The organism is Maribacter sp. MS6 (assembly GCF_056839185.1).
Genome location: NZ_CM166389.1, coordinates 1,907,287 through 1,925,494 on the forward strand (window position 1 = coordinate 1,907,287; position 18,208 = coordinate 1,925,494).

General features: G+C 41.3%; 18 protein-coding genes. 8 read left to right on the forward strand and 10 right to left on the reverse strand.

The genetic code is table 11. The features are described from left to right. Nucleotides 1-87 precede the first annotated feature (87 nt). From MS6x_RS08450 to MS6x_RS08465, 4 genes are all read left to right on the forward strand, one after another. Entirely contained in the window at nt 88-2,373 is a 2,286-nt protein-coding gene (locus tag MS6x_RS08450; protein ID WP_482606840.1) for a M28 family peptidase, read from the forward strand. After that, nucleotides 2,366-3,172 (forward strand): SDR family oxidoreductase, encoded by an 807-nt coding sequence (locus MS6x_RS08455; RefSeq protein ID WP_482606841.1) that lies wholly within the window; start codon nt 2,366-2,368, stop codon nt 3,170-3,172. The genes MS6x_RS08450 and MS6x_RS08455 overlap by 8 nt, the downstream gene beginning before the upstream one ends. A gap of 126 nt (nt 3,173-3,298) precedes the next feature. Continuing rightward, the gene (locus MS6x_RS08460; RefSeq protein ID WP_482606842.1) at nt 3,299-3,673 is read left to right on the forward strand and encodes a hypothetical protein; all 375 of its coding nucleotides are present in this window, start codon (nt 3,299-3,301) and stop codon (nt 3,671-3,673) included. A 131-nt stretch (nt 3,674-3,804) separates the two neighbouring features. Beyond that, nucleotides 3,805-4,503: a hypothetical protein gene (locus MS6x_RS08465; RefSeq protein ID WP_482606843.1), complete on the forward strand. Its 699-nt coding sequence runs from the start codon at nt 3,805-3,807 to the stop codon at nt 4,501-4,503. Between the two features lie 137 nt (nt 4,504-4,640). On the opposite strand, the gene MS6x_RS08470 is transcribed toward MS6x_RS08465, so the two are convergent. Continuing rightward, on the reverse strand, nt 4,641-5,141 hold the full coding sequence (locus tag MS6x_RS08470; RefSeq protein WP_482606844.1) for a hypothetical protein: 501 nt from the start codon (nt 5,139-5,141) through the stop codon (nt 4,641-4,643). A 66-nt stretch (nt 5,142-5,207) separates the two neighbouring features. Between MS6x_RS08470 and MS6x_RS08475 the strand changes: the two genes are divergently transcribed. After that, a complete protein-coding gene (locus MS6x_RS08475; protein ID WP_482606845.1) occupies nt 5,208-6,146 on the forward strand; it encodes an NAD-dependent epimerase/dehydratase family protein in 939 nt (312 codons plus the stop codon). A gap of 50 nt (nt 6,147-6,196) precedes the next feature. Beyond that, on the forward strand, nt 6,197-6,907 hold the full coding sequence (locus MS6x_RS08480; protein ID WP_482606846.1) for a GntR family transcriptional regulator: 711 nt from the start codon (nt 6,197-6,199) through the stop codon (nt 6,905-6,907). Between the two features lie 86 nt (nt 6,908-6,993). On the opposite strand, the gene MS6x_RS08485 is transcribed toward MS6x_RS08480, so the two are convergent. The 9 genes from MS6x_RS08485 to MS6x_RS08525 are packed head-to-tail and all read right to left on the reverse strand — an operon-like array spanning nt 6,994 to nt 16,292. Further along, a complete protein-coding gene (locus MS6x_RS08485; protein ID WP_482606847.1) occupies nt 6,994-7,947 on the reverse strand; it encodes a phosphotriesterase family protein in 954 nt (317 codons plus the stop codon). A gap of 4 nt (nt 7,948-7,951) precedes the next feature. Further along, nucleotides 7,952-9,310, reverse strand: a complete 1,359-nt coding sequence (locus tag MS6x_RS08490; RefSeq protein WP_482606848.1) for an FAD-dependent oxidoreductase — start codon at nt 9,308-9,310, stop codon at nt 7,952-7,954. Between the two features lie 7 nt (nt 9,311-9,317). Then, nucleotides 9,318-10,100 (reverse strand): sugar isomerase domain-containing protein, encoded by a 783-nt coding sequence (locus MS6x_RS08495; RefSeq protein WP_482606849.1) that lies wholly within the window; start codon nt 10,098-10,100, stop codon nt 9,318-9,320. Nucleotides 10,101-10,109: 9 nt separating this feature from the next. Next, nucleotides 10,110-11,021 carry an ROK family protein gene (locus tag MS6x_RS08500; RefSeq protein ID WP_482606850.1) on the reverse strand — a complete coding sequence of 304 codons (912 nt, stop codon included), beginning with the start codon at nt 11,019-11,021 and terminating at the stop codon, nt 10,110-10,112. A gap of 12 nt (nt 11,022-11,033) precedes the next feature. Beyond that, nucleotides 11,034-11,816: an SDR family NAD(P)-dependent oxidoreductase gene (locus MS6x_RS08505; protein ID WP_482606851.1), complete on the reverse strand. Its 783-nt coding sequence runs from the start codon at nt 11,814-11,816 to the stop codon at nt 11,034-11,036. 5 nt (nt 11,817-11,821) lie between these two features. Continuing rightward, entirely contained in the window at nt 11,822-12,397 is a 576-nt protein-coding gene (locus MS6x_RS08510) for a gluconate 2-dehydrogenase subunit 3 family protein (RefSeq protein ID WP_482606852.1), read from the reverse strand. Nucleotides 12,398-12,407: 10 nt separating this feature from the next. Further along, nucleotides 12,408-14,105 carry a GMC oxidoreductase gene (locus MS6x_RS08515; RefSeq protein ID WP_482606853.1) on the reverse strand — a complete coding sequence of 566 codons (1,698 nt, stop codon included), beginning with the start codon at nt 14,103-14,105 and terminating at the stop codon, nt 12,408-12,410. Nucleotides 14,106-14,131: 26 nt separating this feature from the next. Continuing rightward, nucleotides 14,132-15,331 carry a Gfo/Idh/MocA family protein gene (locus MS6x_RS08520; protein WP_482606854.1) on the reverse strand — a complete coding sequence of 400 codons (1,200 nt, stop codon included), beginning with the start codon at nt 15,329-15,331 and terminating at the stop codon, nt 14,132-14,134. Nucleotides 15,332-15,350: 19 nt separating this feature from the next. After that, the gene (locus MS6x_RS08525) at nt 15,351-16,292 is read right to left on the reverse strand and encodes a sugar phosphate isomerase/epimerase family protein (RefSeq protein ID WP_482606855.1); all 942 of its coding nucleotides are present in this window, start codon (nt 16,290-16,292) and stop codon (nt 15,351-15,353) included. 308 nt (nt 16,293-16,600) lie between these two features. On the opposite strand from MS6x_RS08525, the gene MS6x_RS08530 reads away from it, so the two are divergent. Both MS6x_RS08530 and MS6x_RS08535 read left to right on the forward strand, forming a co-directional pair. Continuing rightward, nucleotides 16,601-17,056, forward strand: a complete 456-nt coding sequence (locus tag MS6x_RS08530; protein ID WP_482606856.1) for a DUF2147 domain-containing protein — start codon at nt 16,601-16,603, stop codon at nt 17,054-17,056. Nucleotides 17,057-17,065: 9 nt separating this feature from the next. Further along, the gene (locus MS6x_RS08535) at nt 17,066-18,151 is read left to right on the forward strand and encodes a hypothetical protein (RefSeq protein ID WP_482606857.1); all 1,086 of its coding nucleotides are present in this window, start codon (nt 17,066-17,068) and stop codon (nt 18,149-18,151) included. Nucleotides 18,152-18,208 lie beyond the last annotated feature (57 nt).

Here is an 18,208-nt window from a genome sequence, read left to right on the forward strand (position 1 = left end):
CAAGCCCAAGAGGTTTTTGTACAAGAGGAAACTTACAATTTTTAATAAAACTTCTGAGCAATAGAATCTCGATTATCAACTAACCCAATGAAAAAAACAACATCTGTACTTACCCTTCTCCTAATAATTCTCGCCATATATTGGAGTTTTAAATCTCAATTACCCGTTTATACCCAAGATGCAGATGCACCTAAAACCGAGTTCTCCACAGATAGGGCATTGACCCATGTAAAAGCAATCTCTCAAGAGCCCCATGGTGTCGGTTTTAATGGTCATCAAAAAGTAAAGCAATATATCGTTGACGAACTTACTAGTTTAGGTCTTGAAACTACAATACAAGAAGGATATACAGCAGGAGATTGGGCGAATTTAAGTAAAGCAGAAAACATACTCGCAAAAATAAAAGGAACAAATAAGGGGAAAGCACTGCTGTTACTCACACACTACGATAGTAGCCCCCATTCTTCTCTTGGAGCAAGTGATGCCGGCAGTGGTGTAGCCACTATCTTAGAGGGTGTAAGCGTGTTTTTAGCAAAAAACAAACAACCTAAAAATGACATCATCATTCTAATTACAGATGCAGAAGAACTAGGCCTAAATGGAGCTGGCCTGTTTGTGAAAAATCATCCTTGGACAAAAGATGTAGGACTGGTACTTAATTTTGAAGCGAGAGGTAGTGGCGGTGCAAGCTACATGCTGATGGAAACGAACCGTGGCAATGGGAATCTAATCAAAGAATTTATCGCTGCCAATCCAGAATTTCCTGTAACTAACTCCTTGGCATATAGCATTTACAAGATGCTCCCCAACGATACTGATCTAACAGTTTTTAGGGAGGATGCGGATATAGAAGGCTTCAACTTTGCCTTCATAGACGATCATTTTGACTACCATACCGTTCGGGATAATTATGACCGACTGGACCGCAACACACTTGCCCACCAAGGCAGCTATCTGATGCCCCTGCTATCTCATTTCAGCGATACAGACTTGAGTACCATGAAAAGTCTGAACGATTACGTCTACTTTAATGTACCTTTCTTTAAAATGGTTTCCTATCCTTTTGAATGGATATGGCCCATGTTGGCCCTCGCTGTTCTCCTCTGCGTTGTTTTTCTAATCCTTGGAATACGCAAAAAAGTACTCAATGGCAAGGATATACTCAAAGGCTTTTTACCCATGTTGATTGTGTTAGGAATTAATGGCCTAGTGGGTTATTTCAGCTGGACCTTTCTAACATGGCTATATCCCAGTTATGCAGATATACTTCATGGCTTTACGTATAACGGGCATGCATACATTCTGGCCTTTACCCTATTCTCTGTGGGTGTATGTTTTTATACCTATCATAAATTAAGAGTGGTTAAAACCCCTAACCTTCTTGTAGCCCCTATTTTTCTATGGCTTATTATTTGTGGCTTAGTTGCGCAATACCTTCAAGGAGCATCCTTTTTTATAATTCCGGTTTACGGAGCGTTAATAGCCTTATACATCCTTATCCATCAAAAAAATCCTAACGCCCTTCTTTTAGTATTTTTAGGTCTTCCAGCCTTATTCATATTTTCACCTTTGGTGGAGATGTTTCCTGTAGGTCTTGGACTAAAAATGTTAGTGGCGAGCACGATAATGACCACGCTGATGTTCTTCCTTTTGCTACCTATATTTACCAGGTTCAGAAATCAACTGGCACTTGCCATGCTTAGTTTTTTATTGTGTTTAGGTTTTTTGGTGTCCGCACATATGACATCAAATTTTACTGTAGACAATGCTAGGCCTACAAGCCTGTTATACGTGATGAATATGGATAATCAAACATCAAAATGGGCAACCTATGACAAAACTATTTCCGATTGGACCGCCCAATACATTGGTGAAAACAAAACAGTTCCCAAACAATTATCCGAAAACACCATCAGCAGTAAGTATGGTTCTGGGTTCACTTACATATCGGAGGCTCCCTTAAAAAATATACGAGGTCCAAAAATAGAAATATCTAGGGATACGGTGATAGGTGATAAACGAATACTGGACTTCTGTATAATACCTCAGCGTAAGGTAAACAGATTGGAACTTTTTACAAATGATATTACGATATCAAAAGCCATGGTAAATGGAATAGCACTATCCGATTATTTTCTTGCGAACCGAAATAGAGGGAAATTGGTTACTCACTACATTAGTAATAACGATTACACCGATATTGTTTTGGAACTTCCCAAGGATTCTGTTTTAGAACTCACCCTTTATGAGGCCTCTAACGACTTGTTGGAAAACGAACAATTTTCCATACCTAAAAGGCCTGAGGACAATATTCCAAAACCCTTTATCTTGAACGATGCCATTTTAACCACGCAAACCGTAACATTTGATTAAGACAATTGGTATCATAGGTTGTGGTTGGCTGGGATTGCCACTAGCAAAAAGCTTGAAAGTAGAAGGATATTCAATTTTTGGAACTACCACCTCCAAAGACAAAATGAATCTTTTAAAAAAGGTAGGAATACAGGCTTTTCAAATTGAATTATCCGATTCGGAAATAAAAGGCCCGATAACAGACTTTCTAAACAGTTGTGAAACGTTGATTATAAACGTACCTCCAAAATTGAGAGGGCCAGGTCCTAAAGCCTCTTATGTTGGAAAAATGCAACTGTTATTGGAGCAACTCCAAAACAGTACAATCACACACGTGGTTTTTGTGAGCAGCACATCGGTGTACAGTGATGCCCAAGGTACCGTTACGGAAAAAACAACTCCTAAACCGACCTCGGAATCAGGAAAACAACTGCTCCAGTGTGAACAGCTATTTAAAAAAAACAACAAAATCAAAACCACTATCGTTCGGTTTGGCGGACTCATTGGTCCGGATAGACATCCTATTACAATGCTTTCGGGAAAGGAAAATCTTAAGGACGGAAATGCTCCGGTAAACCTCATTCACCTAAATGACTGTATTCTTATAATAAAGGAAATTATTAATCAACGGCAATGGGGCAAAACATATAATGCAGTACATCCGGCACATCCAACAAAACGAGACTATTACACACAAAAAGCGATTGAAAAAGGTTTAGAACTACCCAATTACAGTTCCTCATTACCAAAAAAGTATAAAATTATTAATTTTTGTAGTGTTTTTCTTACTAAAATCAGTGTCAACTTTACATCATTGTAGTATTAGTTGACAACGGTTTTGGCACTTTTCACAACAGAACTGCTATATTCATGTTAATATATAGCTGATTTTTAAGTACTTATCGATGAAATACATACCTTTATGTAAACCTTAAATTGATATAGTATGGAAAAGTCAAGATTAAAAGGGAAGATATTATTAGAATTGGACAAGTTGATTTCCTTAAGTTGTAGAAGTCCTAAAAGCATTGATAAATATGAAGAGCTGCATATTGCGCTACTAAAAAAATACTATAACGCCGCAGATGTAACTATAGACTATCACAGGCACCGTGTCAAAATGGATATTGTAACCGATGATACCTTATATGACCCTAAGAAAGTAAATACACATTTACCAATCCTGTATACTAATCTGCTGTTCGCCAACCTTAAAAACTTTCTTAGTTCTTGTATAGATAGAGACGAAAAAAGTATTGGTTTTTATTCTCAGTTGTTAGCTAGTTTTACAGGTCAAAAACTTACTCATAGCGTAGCATAACATATCCAATAATCTAACAGATAAAAGTCGCCCTAAGTGGCGTCTTTTTCTTTTTAGCATATTTAAAGCTTTCCTTAACAAGTTCTTACAGATTATTTTAATAGTTTAGCCCACTTAAAAAAATAATCAGAATGAAAAAACTTTTTCTTGCGCTTACCATGCTATTTGGAATTGTACTTAGCGCGCAGACAACAACCGATCTTCAGAAACACTATGAGGCATTCTATAAAGAAATGCGTTTACAGGGCGATGTCACCGGTGTAATTAATGCACTTACCCATCTGAACATTCTAGCTCCAAGCCAAGAGCGAAGAGACACACTTGCCTATATTTACGCCAATGAAAATCAGCACATGCAGGCGTTGAATACCATTGGTATAGAAAAAGTAGCTACGGATTCTGACCTTGCAGTACAAGTAAAGGCTATTTCCTTGAAAGCCCTAAACCAGCCCAAACGAGCATTGGAGCATTTTGAAGTGTTGAACAGCAGAATGCCCAATCCATATCTGGCCTATGAACTGGCCGATCTTAAAATTCAATTAAGTGACCTACCTGGCGCGACCACGCACATAGAATATGGGATTGCAAACGCAAAAGATGACATGAAATATGCCTTCTATGAGCGCCAACAACCTTATGAAACATCTCTTAAAGCAGCATTTTTACACCTAAAAGCTCTGGTTGCATTTAACAAGGATCAAAACGATATAGATACGGCCATCGGTTTTATTGACCAAGCTTTGGCCATCGATCCTGATTTTAATCTCGCCAGTCTGAGCAAACAAGCATTGGAATCCAAAAAAACAACAGCTGCGGTACCTAAGGAGTAATCACCTTGTTGGGTTAGTACTTATTTATTTACCTAAAACCATTTATAATCACTGACCCTTAAACGTCAAAGATTGTAAATGGTTTTTTGTAATCATCACCGATATATACCATCTAAGTTACGGAAGAAAATTCGGGACTAATCCGTTTTATTAAGAATAAGATCTTCGGGAAGGGTATTGTTAACCTCTACGTTAAACTGATTGCGAAAGCTATTATAAGCAGCAATCATTTCAGTTAGGGAAACTTTAGGGTCCTGACGGTATTCCAAGTCTCCTTTCGTTTTCAATATAAAGGTTTTTAGAACTTTTTGTCGGCCTTTTACTTGTGGAATATCAAATTCAACCGGATACTTGGACGCTTCTAGCAATTTTTGGTTCTCCACCAAATCCTCTATAATTAAAACTAAATCTTCCCTATATGTTACATCATACATACGATCGAAACTAGCGTCAAAAGTTTTAAATTCCAACCAATCCGCAACAATAGCGTTTGATTTTCCATTTAAAGGTATTTTTACCGGAAGCTGGCTCGTCACTATTTCCCATTCGGTTTCTTGACCATCTTGAAGGTCCACAGGACCATCCTTGCAAGAAACAAAAACAAGAAACAGCACAAATAAATAATAGAATTTTGCCATGTGACGAATGTACAAATTTTAAGAAAAGGTATCTTTATACTCTAATTGTTTTAACTCATTGTTTAGATGCAGAAATATATATTGATAATAGGCGCTTGCGGACAAATAGGAACAGAGCTAACACTGGCTCTCCGCGAAAAACACGGTAAGGAACATGTGGTTGCTAGTGATATCCGCGAAGGTAATGACAGTTTAATGGAAAGTGGCCCGTTTGAAATATTAGATGCAACGGATTATGATGCCCTGGAAGAGGTTATAGCCTATTATGACATAAGTGAAGTTTATTTGATGGCAGCTATGTTAAGCGCAACCGCTGAAAAATTTCCTATGCGCGCTTGGAATCTGAACATGAACTCGCTCTTTAATGTGCTCAATCTTGGTAAGGAAAAAAAGATAGATACCATTTTTTGGCCATCAAGCATTGCCGTATTCGGACCTAACACGCCAAAAGAAGATACGCCTCAGAATACGATTATGGAACCGAGCACGGTTTATGGTATTAGCAAGCAGAGTGGCGAACGATGGTGCGAGTATTATTTTAATAAATTTAATGTGGATGTCCGCAGTATACGTTATCCAGGGCTCATTAGTTGGAAAACCATGCCAGGTGGTGGTACTACGGATTATGCCGTGGAAATATATCACAAAGCGCTTGCGGAAGGGGAATATACCTGTTTTCTAAAAGAGGACACCGCATTACCTATGATGTTTATGGACGATGCCATCCGTGCCACCTTACAGCTCATGGAGGCGGATGAAAAGAACATCAAAATACGCTCCTCCTACAACTTGTCCGGTATGAGTTTTACACCTAGAGAAATAGCCAAAAGTGTTCAAAATGAACTTCCAGACTTTAAAATTAAGTACGACCCTGACTTTAGACAGACTATTGCCGATTCATGGCCAAGTAGCATCGATGATACAAATGCGCAACAAGATTGGAGCTGGAAAGCAGCGTTTGATCTAGAAAAAACGACAAAAGAGATGTTAGAGAATTTGAAATAAAACAACCGTTTACGTGCACAAAACAGAGATGGTATTCTTAAACCTATAAATTGAAAGCGACCAAAAAATATTCCCAAGTACAAGAGTATATAAAGAAACGGATTCAGACAGGGGTTTATCCAGTAGGTAGTTACCTGCCCTCGGAAAACGAAATTTGCGAAAAATTCAAAACAACGCGAACTACGGTAAGAAAAGCATTGGACGAATTGTTACGGGAGGGATTTATAGAAAAAGAGCAGGGCAAAGGAAGTAAGGTCATTGAACGACGTAAAGCATTGGGACTTTTAACCGTAAAAGGATTCTCAGGAGCGATTGACTATGAGGTAAAAACGACAATCACCACAGTGCCTCAAATTACGTATTGGGACCCAGTTATTGTGTTTGGATTGACAAGTGAAGAACGCAAATCAAAATGTGTTTACTTTCAGCGGATACGCCACATTAACAATAAGCCCGTTGTTCTGGAGAATAACTGGTACGCCCTAAACGCTATGGAAATCATTAAACCGGCCGAATTCATTGAAGGCTCTTTCTTTAAAACGCTTAGTCAAAACTATCTTATTGAAATTATGGGTGCCGAGCAAGAATTAAGGTCCATTCCGGCTACCAAGGAAATTGCCAAATGCCTTGAACTTTCGGAAGGGGACCCAATTTTACATATATCCGTACGGTTTACCACCAGTAAGCCAGGTTTTAACCTCTATGGAGACCTGTACTGTAATACCAGTGAGTATCCTATCCGTAATGCTTACTTTTCGTAATTAGTAGCGAAAATCTAGAAATCAACTGCCAAATGTCGGTATGTTTAACCTTAAGTAAGACAAAGGATTTACCTAAAATGACCCTATCAAAAAAAGGAGTATAAGCATTTTGGATTATCGAAAAACAACTTTTGGTAATGTTCTTCCAATCCTTTTGATTTAAGGAATTCCGGAATAGTCTCTATTAAATAATTTAACCCTGGACTACCACCATAACTTTTCCAGTAGGCATTCTTGGCCATATCCATACCCATCGTAATCTGTTCTGGATAATCTGGCAGTAAATGGGTCAATAGGTTTAGCGTGTAATTGATATCATCCTTCTTCCATCTAAAAGCGCTATCATATTCCACCCGTACCCCAACATCTAGCACGGCGCGGTTATAGTCCACGCTTTTGGCCCTGTCCACATGGGATAACACCACATGCTCCAAATGTGCCCCTAATTTTTCAAATAACAACGCCTGCTCTAAAGCCTGCCGTCCAAAATTGGTGTGGGTGAGAATAGGTGCTCCGGTTTCTAAGTGAGCGTTTACCACAGCTCTGAAAATAAGCTCCTGATGCTTGGTAAAAGCGTCGTTTCCGGTAGCTAATTTAATAAGTCCTGCCTTATGCCTTGTTCGTTTCACGAAAGGTCCTGAATAGTCGAACGCATCAATTCCTTCTTCAATATCGGCAATAAATAGTCGGGTTAACTCGTCTTCGGAATACGAATAACGCCAATGGTTCTCTGGATAATACTGTTCTAAATGAATACCTGTTGGCACCACGATGTGCACACCACTTCTTTTACTTATCGCCACCGATTTTAATACATTACGGCCAGCATTTGCGGGCATAGTATCAATAACCGTTCTACCTCCCGCTTTAAAAAAATTGAGAAGCTCTTCGGATATCTTCTTTTCATCGTTCAATAAAAATTCTGGATGCTTTGCGGTTACATAGCAGTCATCTATAACAATATGTTCATGCGAATAGGTGAGCCCCATACTTATGCTAGGTACGTCTCCGCAAACCGTTCGAAAAAATTTCTCGTTCATATCGTCAATTGTTTGCCCATCCGTTACGCGTTATATCCGCAACGGTATTGGGTAGTTCCAACACTGCCCCTGTCTGAATAAGGCTGTCCTGTAGTATTTTTATATCGATATTCTTAGCATCTATGTCTTGCGTCAAAGAAACTACGGCAGCCAACCCTGCGGCCTGACCCATGCTCATGGTCTGTGCCATAGAACGACACGAAGCATGTGCATCATGAGTTGCAGAAAAACAGCGCCCTACGACCCAAGTATTATGACTTTCTTTGGGAACTATGGTACCGTACGGAACCCCGTAAATTCCTCCGTTCGGAACGTATTGCCAAAAGGTTTCCGATCCACCGTCTTGACTTTTACGGTGGTCCTCAATAGGGGCACCACAAAGAAAAATTTGGTCGTCAAAGGTTTTTGCTTGCATGCAATCTTCCTTGGTTAGTCGGTAATTACCATAGACCCTTCTCGTTTCGCGAACCCCTATCTGATTGGAAAGCCCGATAATTCGTGCATTTTGGTAACCTGGCACTTCTTTTCTAAAAAAATCTTCAAAAATAAATGCTTGGCGCCTACCCTCTATTTCGGCCTTGGTCATACCTTCTGCATCCAAGGGATCCAAATCGGCCACTTTAACGGCTACCGTAGATATACATTTTGGCTGACACATCTCATGTGCACTCCCCTCTTTTCTCGGTAATGGATGCGTTCCCTTGGCATAAGCTTCCGCCATCTTTTCCTTTAACATTTTCTTACCCCCTGCTGCGTCATAGATATCGTGTTCCACGTTGGACATCCGAAAGGTAGTCGTCATACTTTGTGCGGGTTCTTTTTCTCCCGCTTTTTCATAGGGAATATCCGCCCAATGGCAGTAATCTGCATCTCCTGAAGCATCTATGATACGTTTTGCGGTAATAGTGAAAAATCCAGTCCCTTTATTAAAAAATACGCAGGTAACGCTTTCTCCAACGTGCTCTACACCAACCAAGGTGGTGTGGTAGAAAAGTTCCACCCCATTTTTCAACAGAATATTGTCCCATACCTGTTTCAATTTTTCCGGATTATAGTTAACCCCGGTACCGGCGCCATAGGTATTTGGTCGTAAAAATATATCTCCGGTTTTGAGCAACTCGTTTACGATACCATCGGGTATGCCGCCCACAATCTTTTTAGGAGTTTCAGAAGGTGTAAAAAATCCATAGAAAGTATCTAGCATTTGCGTGGAGGTACCTCCAGGAAATCCGTAACGTTCTATCAAGGTAACCTTGTACTTGCTTTGAGCTGCAGCAATAGCTGCAGTAGACCCGGCGCTTCCACTACCAATAATAAGAATATCCGTAACGTATCTTTTCGCAATCGTCGTAGAAAATGTCATAGTGTTCCTATTTAGGTCCAACGTTAGCGTACAATTTGGCCATCAAATGCGCATGTTCATCATAAGCCGACTCAAAGAGGTCTACCGCACGCTGATCCCCTACAATCTTACCGCTACTCAATACTTTTGGCGATTTCCCGTTTTCGTGAAGAATCTTCGCTGTTTCCGCCTTTAAGCAATTGATAAGTAGTACACCTCCTAATGTAGAACCTGGTGCTACGGGAGAATCGAGTCCGTCTAGATAAATCATGGCATCGCCCAAGGGTGCTCCCGTATCCAGCACATAATCGGCATAATCAATCAATTTTTTACCATCGGATTTCTTTGAGGTACTCCCTTCCAAGTGAAGTTTACTTACCAAGGCGACGACTTTTACCTTTCTTCTTTGAAATTCTTCGGCCATTTCTATAGGCACCACATTGCATCCGCTGGAAGAAACCACCAATGCAGTATCCTGCTCGCTAGTATCAAAATTCCTAAGTATTCTTGTAGCGAATCCGGGAACGTTCTCCAAGAACATGGCCTGTCGCTGCCCATTAGCACCCACGACGAGATTATGAAATGAAAGAGAGAGCTCTACAATGGGGTTGAATCCGGGAAAAGAACCGTACCTAGGCCACATTTCCTCTACTAACATACGGCTGTGCCCCGAACCGAAAAGATGCACCATACGACCCGCCAAAATGGACTTGGCAAATAAGTTTGCTACCTCTTGTATAACCTGTTCTTGGGCGGCGACTACCGAAACAATATCCTTTCCTTTTGCTAAATATTCCTGTGTAACACTCATGCTGTATTTTTAGTTATGTTTTGTTCTTGCAAAAAATGCGGCACCCATGGCACCGGCAAAAGCCCCCAATTTGGCAGCGACTATTTTTGTATTATATCCTCCAGGCTTCCATTCATACCGTTCCATAAAGGTTTCCAAGGGCTGTAGTAGCGCTTCTTTGGCGCCTGCCGTAATTCCTCCGCCCAGTACAATGATCTCTGGCGATAGGATATTGGTCAACGAAGCGAGTCCTACCGCTAGTTTTTGGACGGACTCCAACCACCAAACCTTAGCTTTTTCATCTCCCTTTTCATAGGCATCCACAAGTTCCCTAACCGATGTGTACCTGCTCTCGGTTCTTTCCAATACCGAAAAATTACCGACGGCATGCTCCAAACTCCCCGGCATATTGGTCATGGTAGGCGCACCCAAATAGTCTACCGTCATATGCCCAACGTGACCCGCACGCTGCAGATTCCCTTGATACAGTGCACCATTAATAATAATACCTCCACCTACTCCGGTTCCTAGCGTAAGCATCAATAAATGCTGTATACCTTCTTTACGATAGAACGATTCGTATTCGGCCACACAAGCCGCATGGCCATCATTGATCACATGGATGCTTCTTCCCATATGTTCCGACCAATTAAAATGCTCTATTCCTTTTAACCTTTTGGGCATATGTAGAATCATTTTATTTTGAGAATCTACGAGACCCGGGGCGGAGATTCCGCATCGTAAGGCCTCCGGATTTTCTTTCACAAATTTTTCAGTTGTACTTTGGATAAGGTCGATGATTTTCTTTTTCCAAAGCTCCTTTTCGGGCGCTTCGTCTTCCGTCAGAACTTCATCCTGTTCAAGCACAAGGCCTTTTTCATCCAAAACGACCATTTTGATCTTCGTTCCTCCAACATCTATTCCCAAATAATAGTTGCCCATAACATTCAGCTATCAATATTGGCCTTCACTCAAGGTCCAACCTCCATCCACGGCCAAGACTTGACCCGTTATAAATTTAGAGTCCGGATGCAAAAACATCAGTACAGCGTTGTTAATGTCCTCCGATGCGCCTGGACGACCACCATCAAGTGGCTGTTTTGTTTCCAAAAACCGTAGGATTTCTTTGTCCTCCGCGGCTCTTTTTGCCATGGGCGTTAGGAACAGGCTTGGTGCTATGACGTTAATACGAATATTATTTTTAGCATAGTAGGCAGCGATGGATTTTGAAAACCCGATAATGGCCGATTTTGCCGCAGCATAGGCATGGGTTGTGAAATATTTTGGAGACGGGCTATACGCCAGTACAGAGCCCATATTCAATATAACCCCTTCCCGAACATGTTCTAAAAAGTAGTTGATCATGGCTTGGTTGGACAGCATCATGGAAGTAAGGTTCAGTTCCATAGTTTTATTCCATCCCTCTAGTGTCATTTTATCCAAAGGCCCATCTCCCCATTTCCTGCCGCTACCTCCAGCCACATGAAAAAGACCGGAAACAAAACCGAACGAATCGTGTGCGAGTGCGATGGCAGTTGTCATGGTTTCAGGATCTGTTGCATCTCCACTAAGGGAAAGAGCTCCAGTACCGAGGGTACGTTCAGCGGCCGAACAGCTTTCGCTACTCCTACCTACAACAAGGACCTTGGCTCCATTATCTTTTAAGGCAATGGCAGCTGCCAGACCCATCCCGGTAGTACCGCCCATAATAATATATACAGTGTTCTTAAAATTCATAGTGTTTAGGTTGCCCAGACTTTGGAGCCTTTATTATACGGTATACATGGTTCAAACTTTCCAGGCAAGGGAAGGTATTCCCTCGCTTTTGTCATCCCCATTTCAGATGTAAAATAGCCTGTCAAGGTCAAATCCTTCATCATCTGAAAATAATGTGGCGGTACCTCTTCTTGACTTTCCATTTGCAAATAATACGCTTCCGCTTCTGTCTGCAACACCGTCAATAATTTCAATTTTTCGTGGGGTTTAGCAGCTTCAAAAGAGTTTGAAAATAGTTGCGCCGCACGTGTATCCAAGTCATTTAAACCCTCCAAAAAAATCTGTTGTTCATCCGATGGCATGCAATCTTGGTACATCAACAGCATATATGCACCGATTTCAGTAGCTTTTGCTCCAGGGGAATCTGGGGTAGTCGGTATAATGGTTTCACCAATTTCATCCAACAAGGAAATATCGGTCTCGGAAAGGCTAGTCCTAAGCGTTGGCCTGTATTCACAGCTCTGCATCAAACTTAAAGATGGGACTACCGCTAGGGCACCAGTACCCAAGGTTAATCGATGTATAAACGTCTTTCTTTGCATAAGAAAAAAATTAAAGATTCATTTTCTTGAGTTCGTTCACGGCAAAATCCGCCGCCCTTGCCGTGAGTGCCATATATGTCAGCGACGGGTTCTGACATGCGCTGGAGGTCATGCAGGAACCATCGGTCACGAAAACATTCTCCGCCCCCCAAACTTGGTTGTTTCCGTTAAGCACCGAAGTTTTTGGGTCGCGGCCCATACGGGCGGTTCCCATTTCATGGATATTGAGACCAAAATTTCGGAATTCCTTTTTATCGGTAATATTCTTAAACTTCATGGTATCCAACATTTCCATGGCGGTCTGTACCATATCTTTGGTCATAGCAGTCTCGTTCTGTTTGTACTCTGCATCTATTTCCAAGAGCGGCATACCCCATTCATCCACTTTATCGTCACTTAAAGAAATATGATTCTCGTGGTAGGGAAGACATTCACCCATACCGCTGAGTCCAAATTTCCACGGACCCAATTGGGTCATATCTTCCTTCAACGTTTGGCCAATCGCGGTTTCGCTAATGTCACTTGAAGCACCGCGCGATGCACCGCCGGCATAGGCGTAGCCCCGTTTAAAATTTTCTTGTTGATCGTTACCTACATTTCTAAAACGGGCCAAATAAGTTCCCGTAGGCCTGCGACCGGAATAATACTCTTTCTTAAAACCGTCGTACTCGCCTTCTACTTTGCAGTTATAGTTATGATCCATGAGATTATGCCCTAATTCACCGGAATCGTTGCCCATGCCGTTGGGAAAACGATCGGATTTGGAATTCATTAACAACAGTGTAGAGTTTAGGGTAGAACCGTTTACAAAGACTATTTTGGCGTAGTATTCCCTAATTTCCTTGGTATTGGAATCGATGATTCTTACTCCAGTAGCTTTACCGGTGTCTTTGTCGTACATAATGGATTGCGCCACGGAAAAAGGCCTTATGGTCATATTTCCGGTTTTCTCGGCCGCTGGCAAGGTTGACGAATTACTGCTGAAATAAGCTCCAAACGGGCAGCCACGATTACATAAACTTCTATATTGGCAAGGTCCGCGACCGTTTATATGCTTTGTAAGATTTGCCGTCCTAGAAATGACCAAGTGCCGGTCGTCGTACTGTTTTTTTAAGGTCTCTTGAACGTGTTTTTCCAAGCAGTTCATCTCCATGGGCGGTAAGAATTCTCCATCTGGGATAACTGCGAGTCCGTCTCTATTTCCGCTAATACCGGCAAATTTTTCGACATAACTGTACCATGGAGCGATGTCGGAATAGCGGATGGGCCAATCGATACCGATACCATCCTTGGCATTGGCCTCAAAATCCATATTGCTCCATCGTTGTGTCCAACGGGCCCAAAGCAGGGATTTTCCACCTACTTGGTATCCACGAATCCAATCGAAGGGCTTTTTTTGTTCGTATGGGTGTTCGGTGTCCTTTACAAAGAAATGTTCCGTTCCCTCGTTAAAAGCATAGCAGCGGCTAACTACGGGATTCTCATCCTTTATTTTCTGTGGAATGGCTCCTCGGTGCTTAAATTCCCAAGGATGCATCGTTGCCGTTGGATAATCCTTTATATGTTCTACCATTCTACCCCGTTCCAGCACCAAGGTCTTCAAGCCCTTTTCACAAAGTTCCTTGGCTGCCCATCCGCCACTGATACCCGATCCTATTACTATAGCATCATAGGTGTTTTCAGCGGTTCCTTTTGCATTTATGTACATTTTTTTATGTGAAATTTGAGACTTTGTTATTCTGCTAGGGTAGTTTTTCTTGAAACCGCGCCCGTATTTTTGTTTTTTAGGATGACGGCAACATCACCATTGGGTAAAATTTCCTCTTTGACCAAGTAATGCTCCTTATCGTAAGATTCCCATTTTTTCTGAGATTCCTCGGGTTCGTCTCCGCGCCAATCCTCCAACACTACAGGCTCCCATAACTTGCTTTCGGCCGACTTGAACGCTGCATCCAAAATGGCATTTACCACATAGCCATCATAAAAGGTTTCCAAGGGCTCCCTGCCCTCCTCGATAGCAGAAAACATATCGGTAAACATGTGTGGATACCCTAATTCATGTGCCTCGTCCCCAACAGGAAACAGCCATCCGGTATTGGATTCCGCTTTTTCCGCAACATAACCCTCACCTCCTTTCCCGGTAGTAAACATTTCGAAACCGGTGCGGAGAAAACTATTGACCCAAATGGTACCTTCCGTACCCATAACCTCATCCCTAAGATCCATACCGCCCCTAAAGGTCCAACTAACCTCGAACTGACCAATAGCGCCATTGGCATATTTAACCAAGCCAATAGCGTGGTCTTCTGCATCGATGGGGTGCACTTGGGTATCTGCCCAGCACATGACTTCGATAGGCTTTATATTTTTTCCAATAAAATTTCGACTAATTTCCACACAATGGCAACCCAAATCTATAATGGCACCACCACCGGATTTTTCCTTATCCCAGAACCAATCACTATGCGGACCGGGATGTGTTTCCCTGGATTTTGCCCAAAGCACTTTACCTATAGCCCCTTTCTTGACACTTTCCATGGACTTCAAAAATTTAGGCGTATAGCACAAATCCTCTAGATACCCACCAAATATCCCTGCTTCTTCTACGGCATCCAGCATGCGCTTGGCCTCCTCTGCGGTCCTGCCCAAAGGCTTGGTACAGATAACATGTTTTTTAAATTTTGCACAAGAAAGTACGGCAGCTTCGTGCAAATGGTTAGGAAGTGATATCAGCACTACATCCACATCCGGATGTGCAATAGCTTCATCCATATCTGTACTGTAATGGGGCAAACCATAATCGGTTGCGAAACGTTTGGCATTATCCTCGTTTCTTGAATAGACCATTATTACCTCGTCCTTTCTGCGCTGTGCGTGTAAGGCTTCTGCATAAAATCTGGCAATAAAACCAGAACCTAACATTGCTATTTTCATCCTACTATTATATTTAGTTTTAAGACCATTGAAATGTTTGCTTTACAAATTCCCTACTCATTTTCCAATTCTCCTTAAGTTCGTTTTCGGGCGTAAAATCATTTGGGTAAGCCAACTCTATGGCAGCCTGTCCGTTAAAATTAGTTGCCTTTAGTACAGCGGCTATCGTTTTGAAATCAGTATCGCCTTGACCCACGTATTCGGACCAAGTACCATCCTTATATTCATCTCTTATATGAAGGTATACTATCTGTTCTCCGTAGGTGTTAATAAAGTCTACAGGATTTACTCCTGCGCGAATAAGCCAATTTATGTCGGGGCCCAGTTTAAAGTCGGGAATGCGCGCCAAGGTTCCTTTTAGATCATGTAAATCGTTTTCCACCTCGTAGGTGTGGTTGTGCAAATTGGCTACAATTCCGTTATCATCACAAATCTGTCTTATTTTTTTAAGAATATCCGCCTGTGCATCCAGCTCCGCTTCTGTCTTTAGCCCATCACTTTTACCACCTACGGAAATACCAAAGGTTTTACCACCTATTGCACCTAAACGTGGAACTACCAGATTAATATCCTCCAGAATCGCCTTATGCTCATCTTGTTTCCACATGTTAAAACCTACACCATAAGAAGACCCAGAAACAGGAAGGTCGTAGGTATCTATAAGACCATTTAATCGTTCTACGGAATCCTTGTGCCGCAACTGCCCTTCCATCAATTCCAATCCTTGGATTCCTGCATAACTTAAGTCAGAAAAAATAGTGTCCAACACAGGTGTACAGTCCCAACTGGGTGGAAACTTACTAGCGTATACCCATAAATGGGCGTTTATCGGAATTGTAACAGCATTGGTTTCGCAAGCTACCGCGTTCATTACTAATGATGGCGCTAAAAAAGAAGCAGTTATGCCTGCCGAAGTGTTCCGAATAAATTTTCTCCTACTCTTGTTTTTCTCGTGATTCATTCAGTATGCTTTGGTATAATAATACACTTGTCATATGAAATCTAAAGATAGTTGTTTCCACTTGTACGTACAAGTTTGATTTCTTTGCTAGTGTTTTTATAGAACGATTTCAACAATCCTGCTAGTCTATTGATAGCTTACTACCTGGTATTTTCAAAATGATTGCCGGTACAGGTAGCTTATCAGTCATCATATATTATTCTTTTACATTAAAACAGAACGATTAAACTAATTACAGTATTTCTTTAAAACGCTATTGTATGTTAACTATCCAGCACATATTTTTGATAACACTAAAGATTGGAACTATGAACAAACTAGGTAAACGAAGTCTTTTAACTTTAATGTTTGCTGTAATAACAGCATTTACTTCGGGTACATCCTTATCTGCTCAAAGTGATGCGAGTGCCATTGTTGGGGTTTGGATGCCCAGCGAGGGAACGGCCTATGTGAAAATTTTCAAGGAAAAAGGGAAAGATAAATATCATGGTAAAATCGTTTGGTTGAAGGAACCTAACGGCGAAGATGGTAAGCCAAAAAAAGATCCCGATGGCAAGCCCATATTGAACATGCTTAATTTAAGGGATTTTGTTTTTGAGGAGGATGAATGGGTAGATGGCACCATTTATGACCCAAAATCTGGCAATACCTATTATAGTACTATTGAAATGAAAAATAAGAACAAGCTAGAAGTCCGTGGTTCTGTAGATCCCTTTGGACTCGTAGGTCGGACGGATACATGGGTACGAATGAAAACGAAATAAACAAATTCCATGGCAAAACCAACTTGGCACCTCTTACTCTTGTGTTTTATAGTACCGTTAACTGTTTTAGCGCAAGACGACCCTCCTATAGAAGAGGAGGAAGAGGACAGTTTTGTCGATTATTCCAACTTGGTACAGACTACCGAAAACAAGGCTTTTGCCTCCAATAAAATTGTCGGTCAGACACCCACAAAACTTTTTTCTTTAGGTTATGATTTTCAAACAGCCCATACCTTGGAGACACAGCAACCTCCATTTGTAACACCCGGCCCATCGCCGGAAAATGAAATAAATAGTGCACAAGGTACTCGCGTTACCATTAACTATCCCGTATTTTCCAAAAACTATTTTTTGCTGAATCTTGGGTTTAACTATGCCGAAACCAACTATTCGTTTTCGAACCCTACCACTATGGCTAGCAATCCTTTGAGTCAGGCTTTGGAAAACAATGGCTTGCGGACCCTCGGTTTTACAGCGACCGCTTTTAAGCCCCTGAACATCAAACGTTTTTTGATCTTTCAATTTGGAGCGAACCTCAATGGAGATTATTCCTTCTCAAATATGCAATCGCTCAAATACACCCGTTTTTCCGGCGCCGCTATTTACGGTGTAAAACCAAATGACAGAAAAATGTGGGGTCTTGGTGTAAGCAGAACCTATCTTGGTGGTTCCCTGAACTATTTACCGGTGTATTATCTGATGTATACCGCATTGAGTAAAAATTGGGGACTGGAAATGTTGCTTCCCGCCCGTTTCCAATACCGTAGAAACGTAAATTCCAAAAATATTCTGCTGGCCGGTTGGGAAATTGAAGGAAATACCTACCGTATTAGCAATGATGACAATATTTATAATCTACCCTTTAACGACATGGAACTACGCCGGTCGGAACTGAGACTACGCATAAGCTGGGAACATGCAATTACACCACAAATATGGTTTTCAGCTCAAGCAGGTTATCGTTACAACTGGTCTTTCGATTTGGATAGAGGCGATTTTTTCCGACCTTTTGGGGATGATACGCCTTTTTTAGCTGAAAACAATTTAGGCAATCCTGCTTATTTTAATTTTTCTATTAATTGGGTGAGTCCTTAAGTGTAGTGTTTTGCGTAATATCTTTAGTTTCTTAGCTATCCAAATTTAGATGAATCC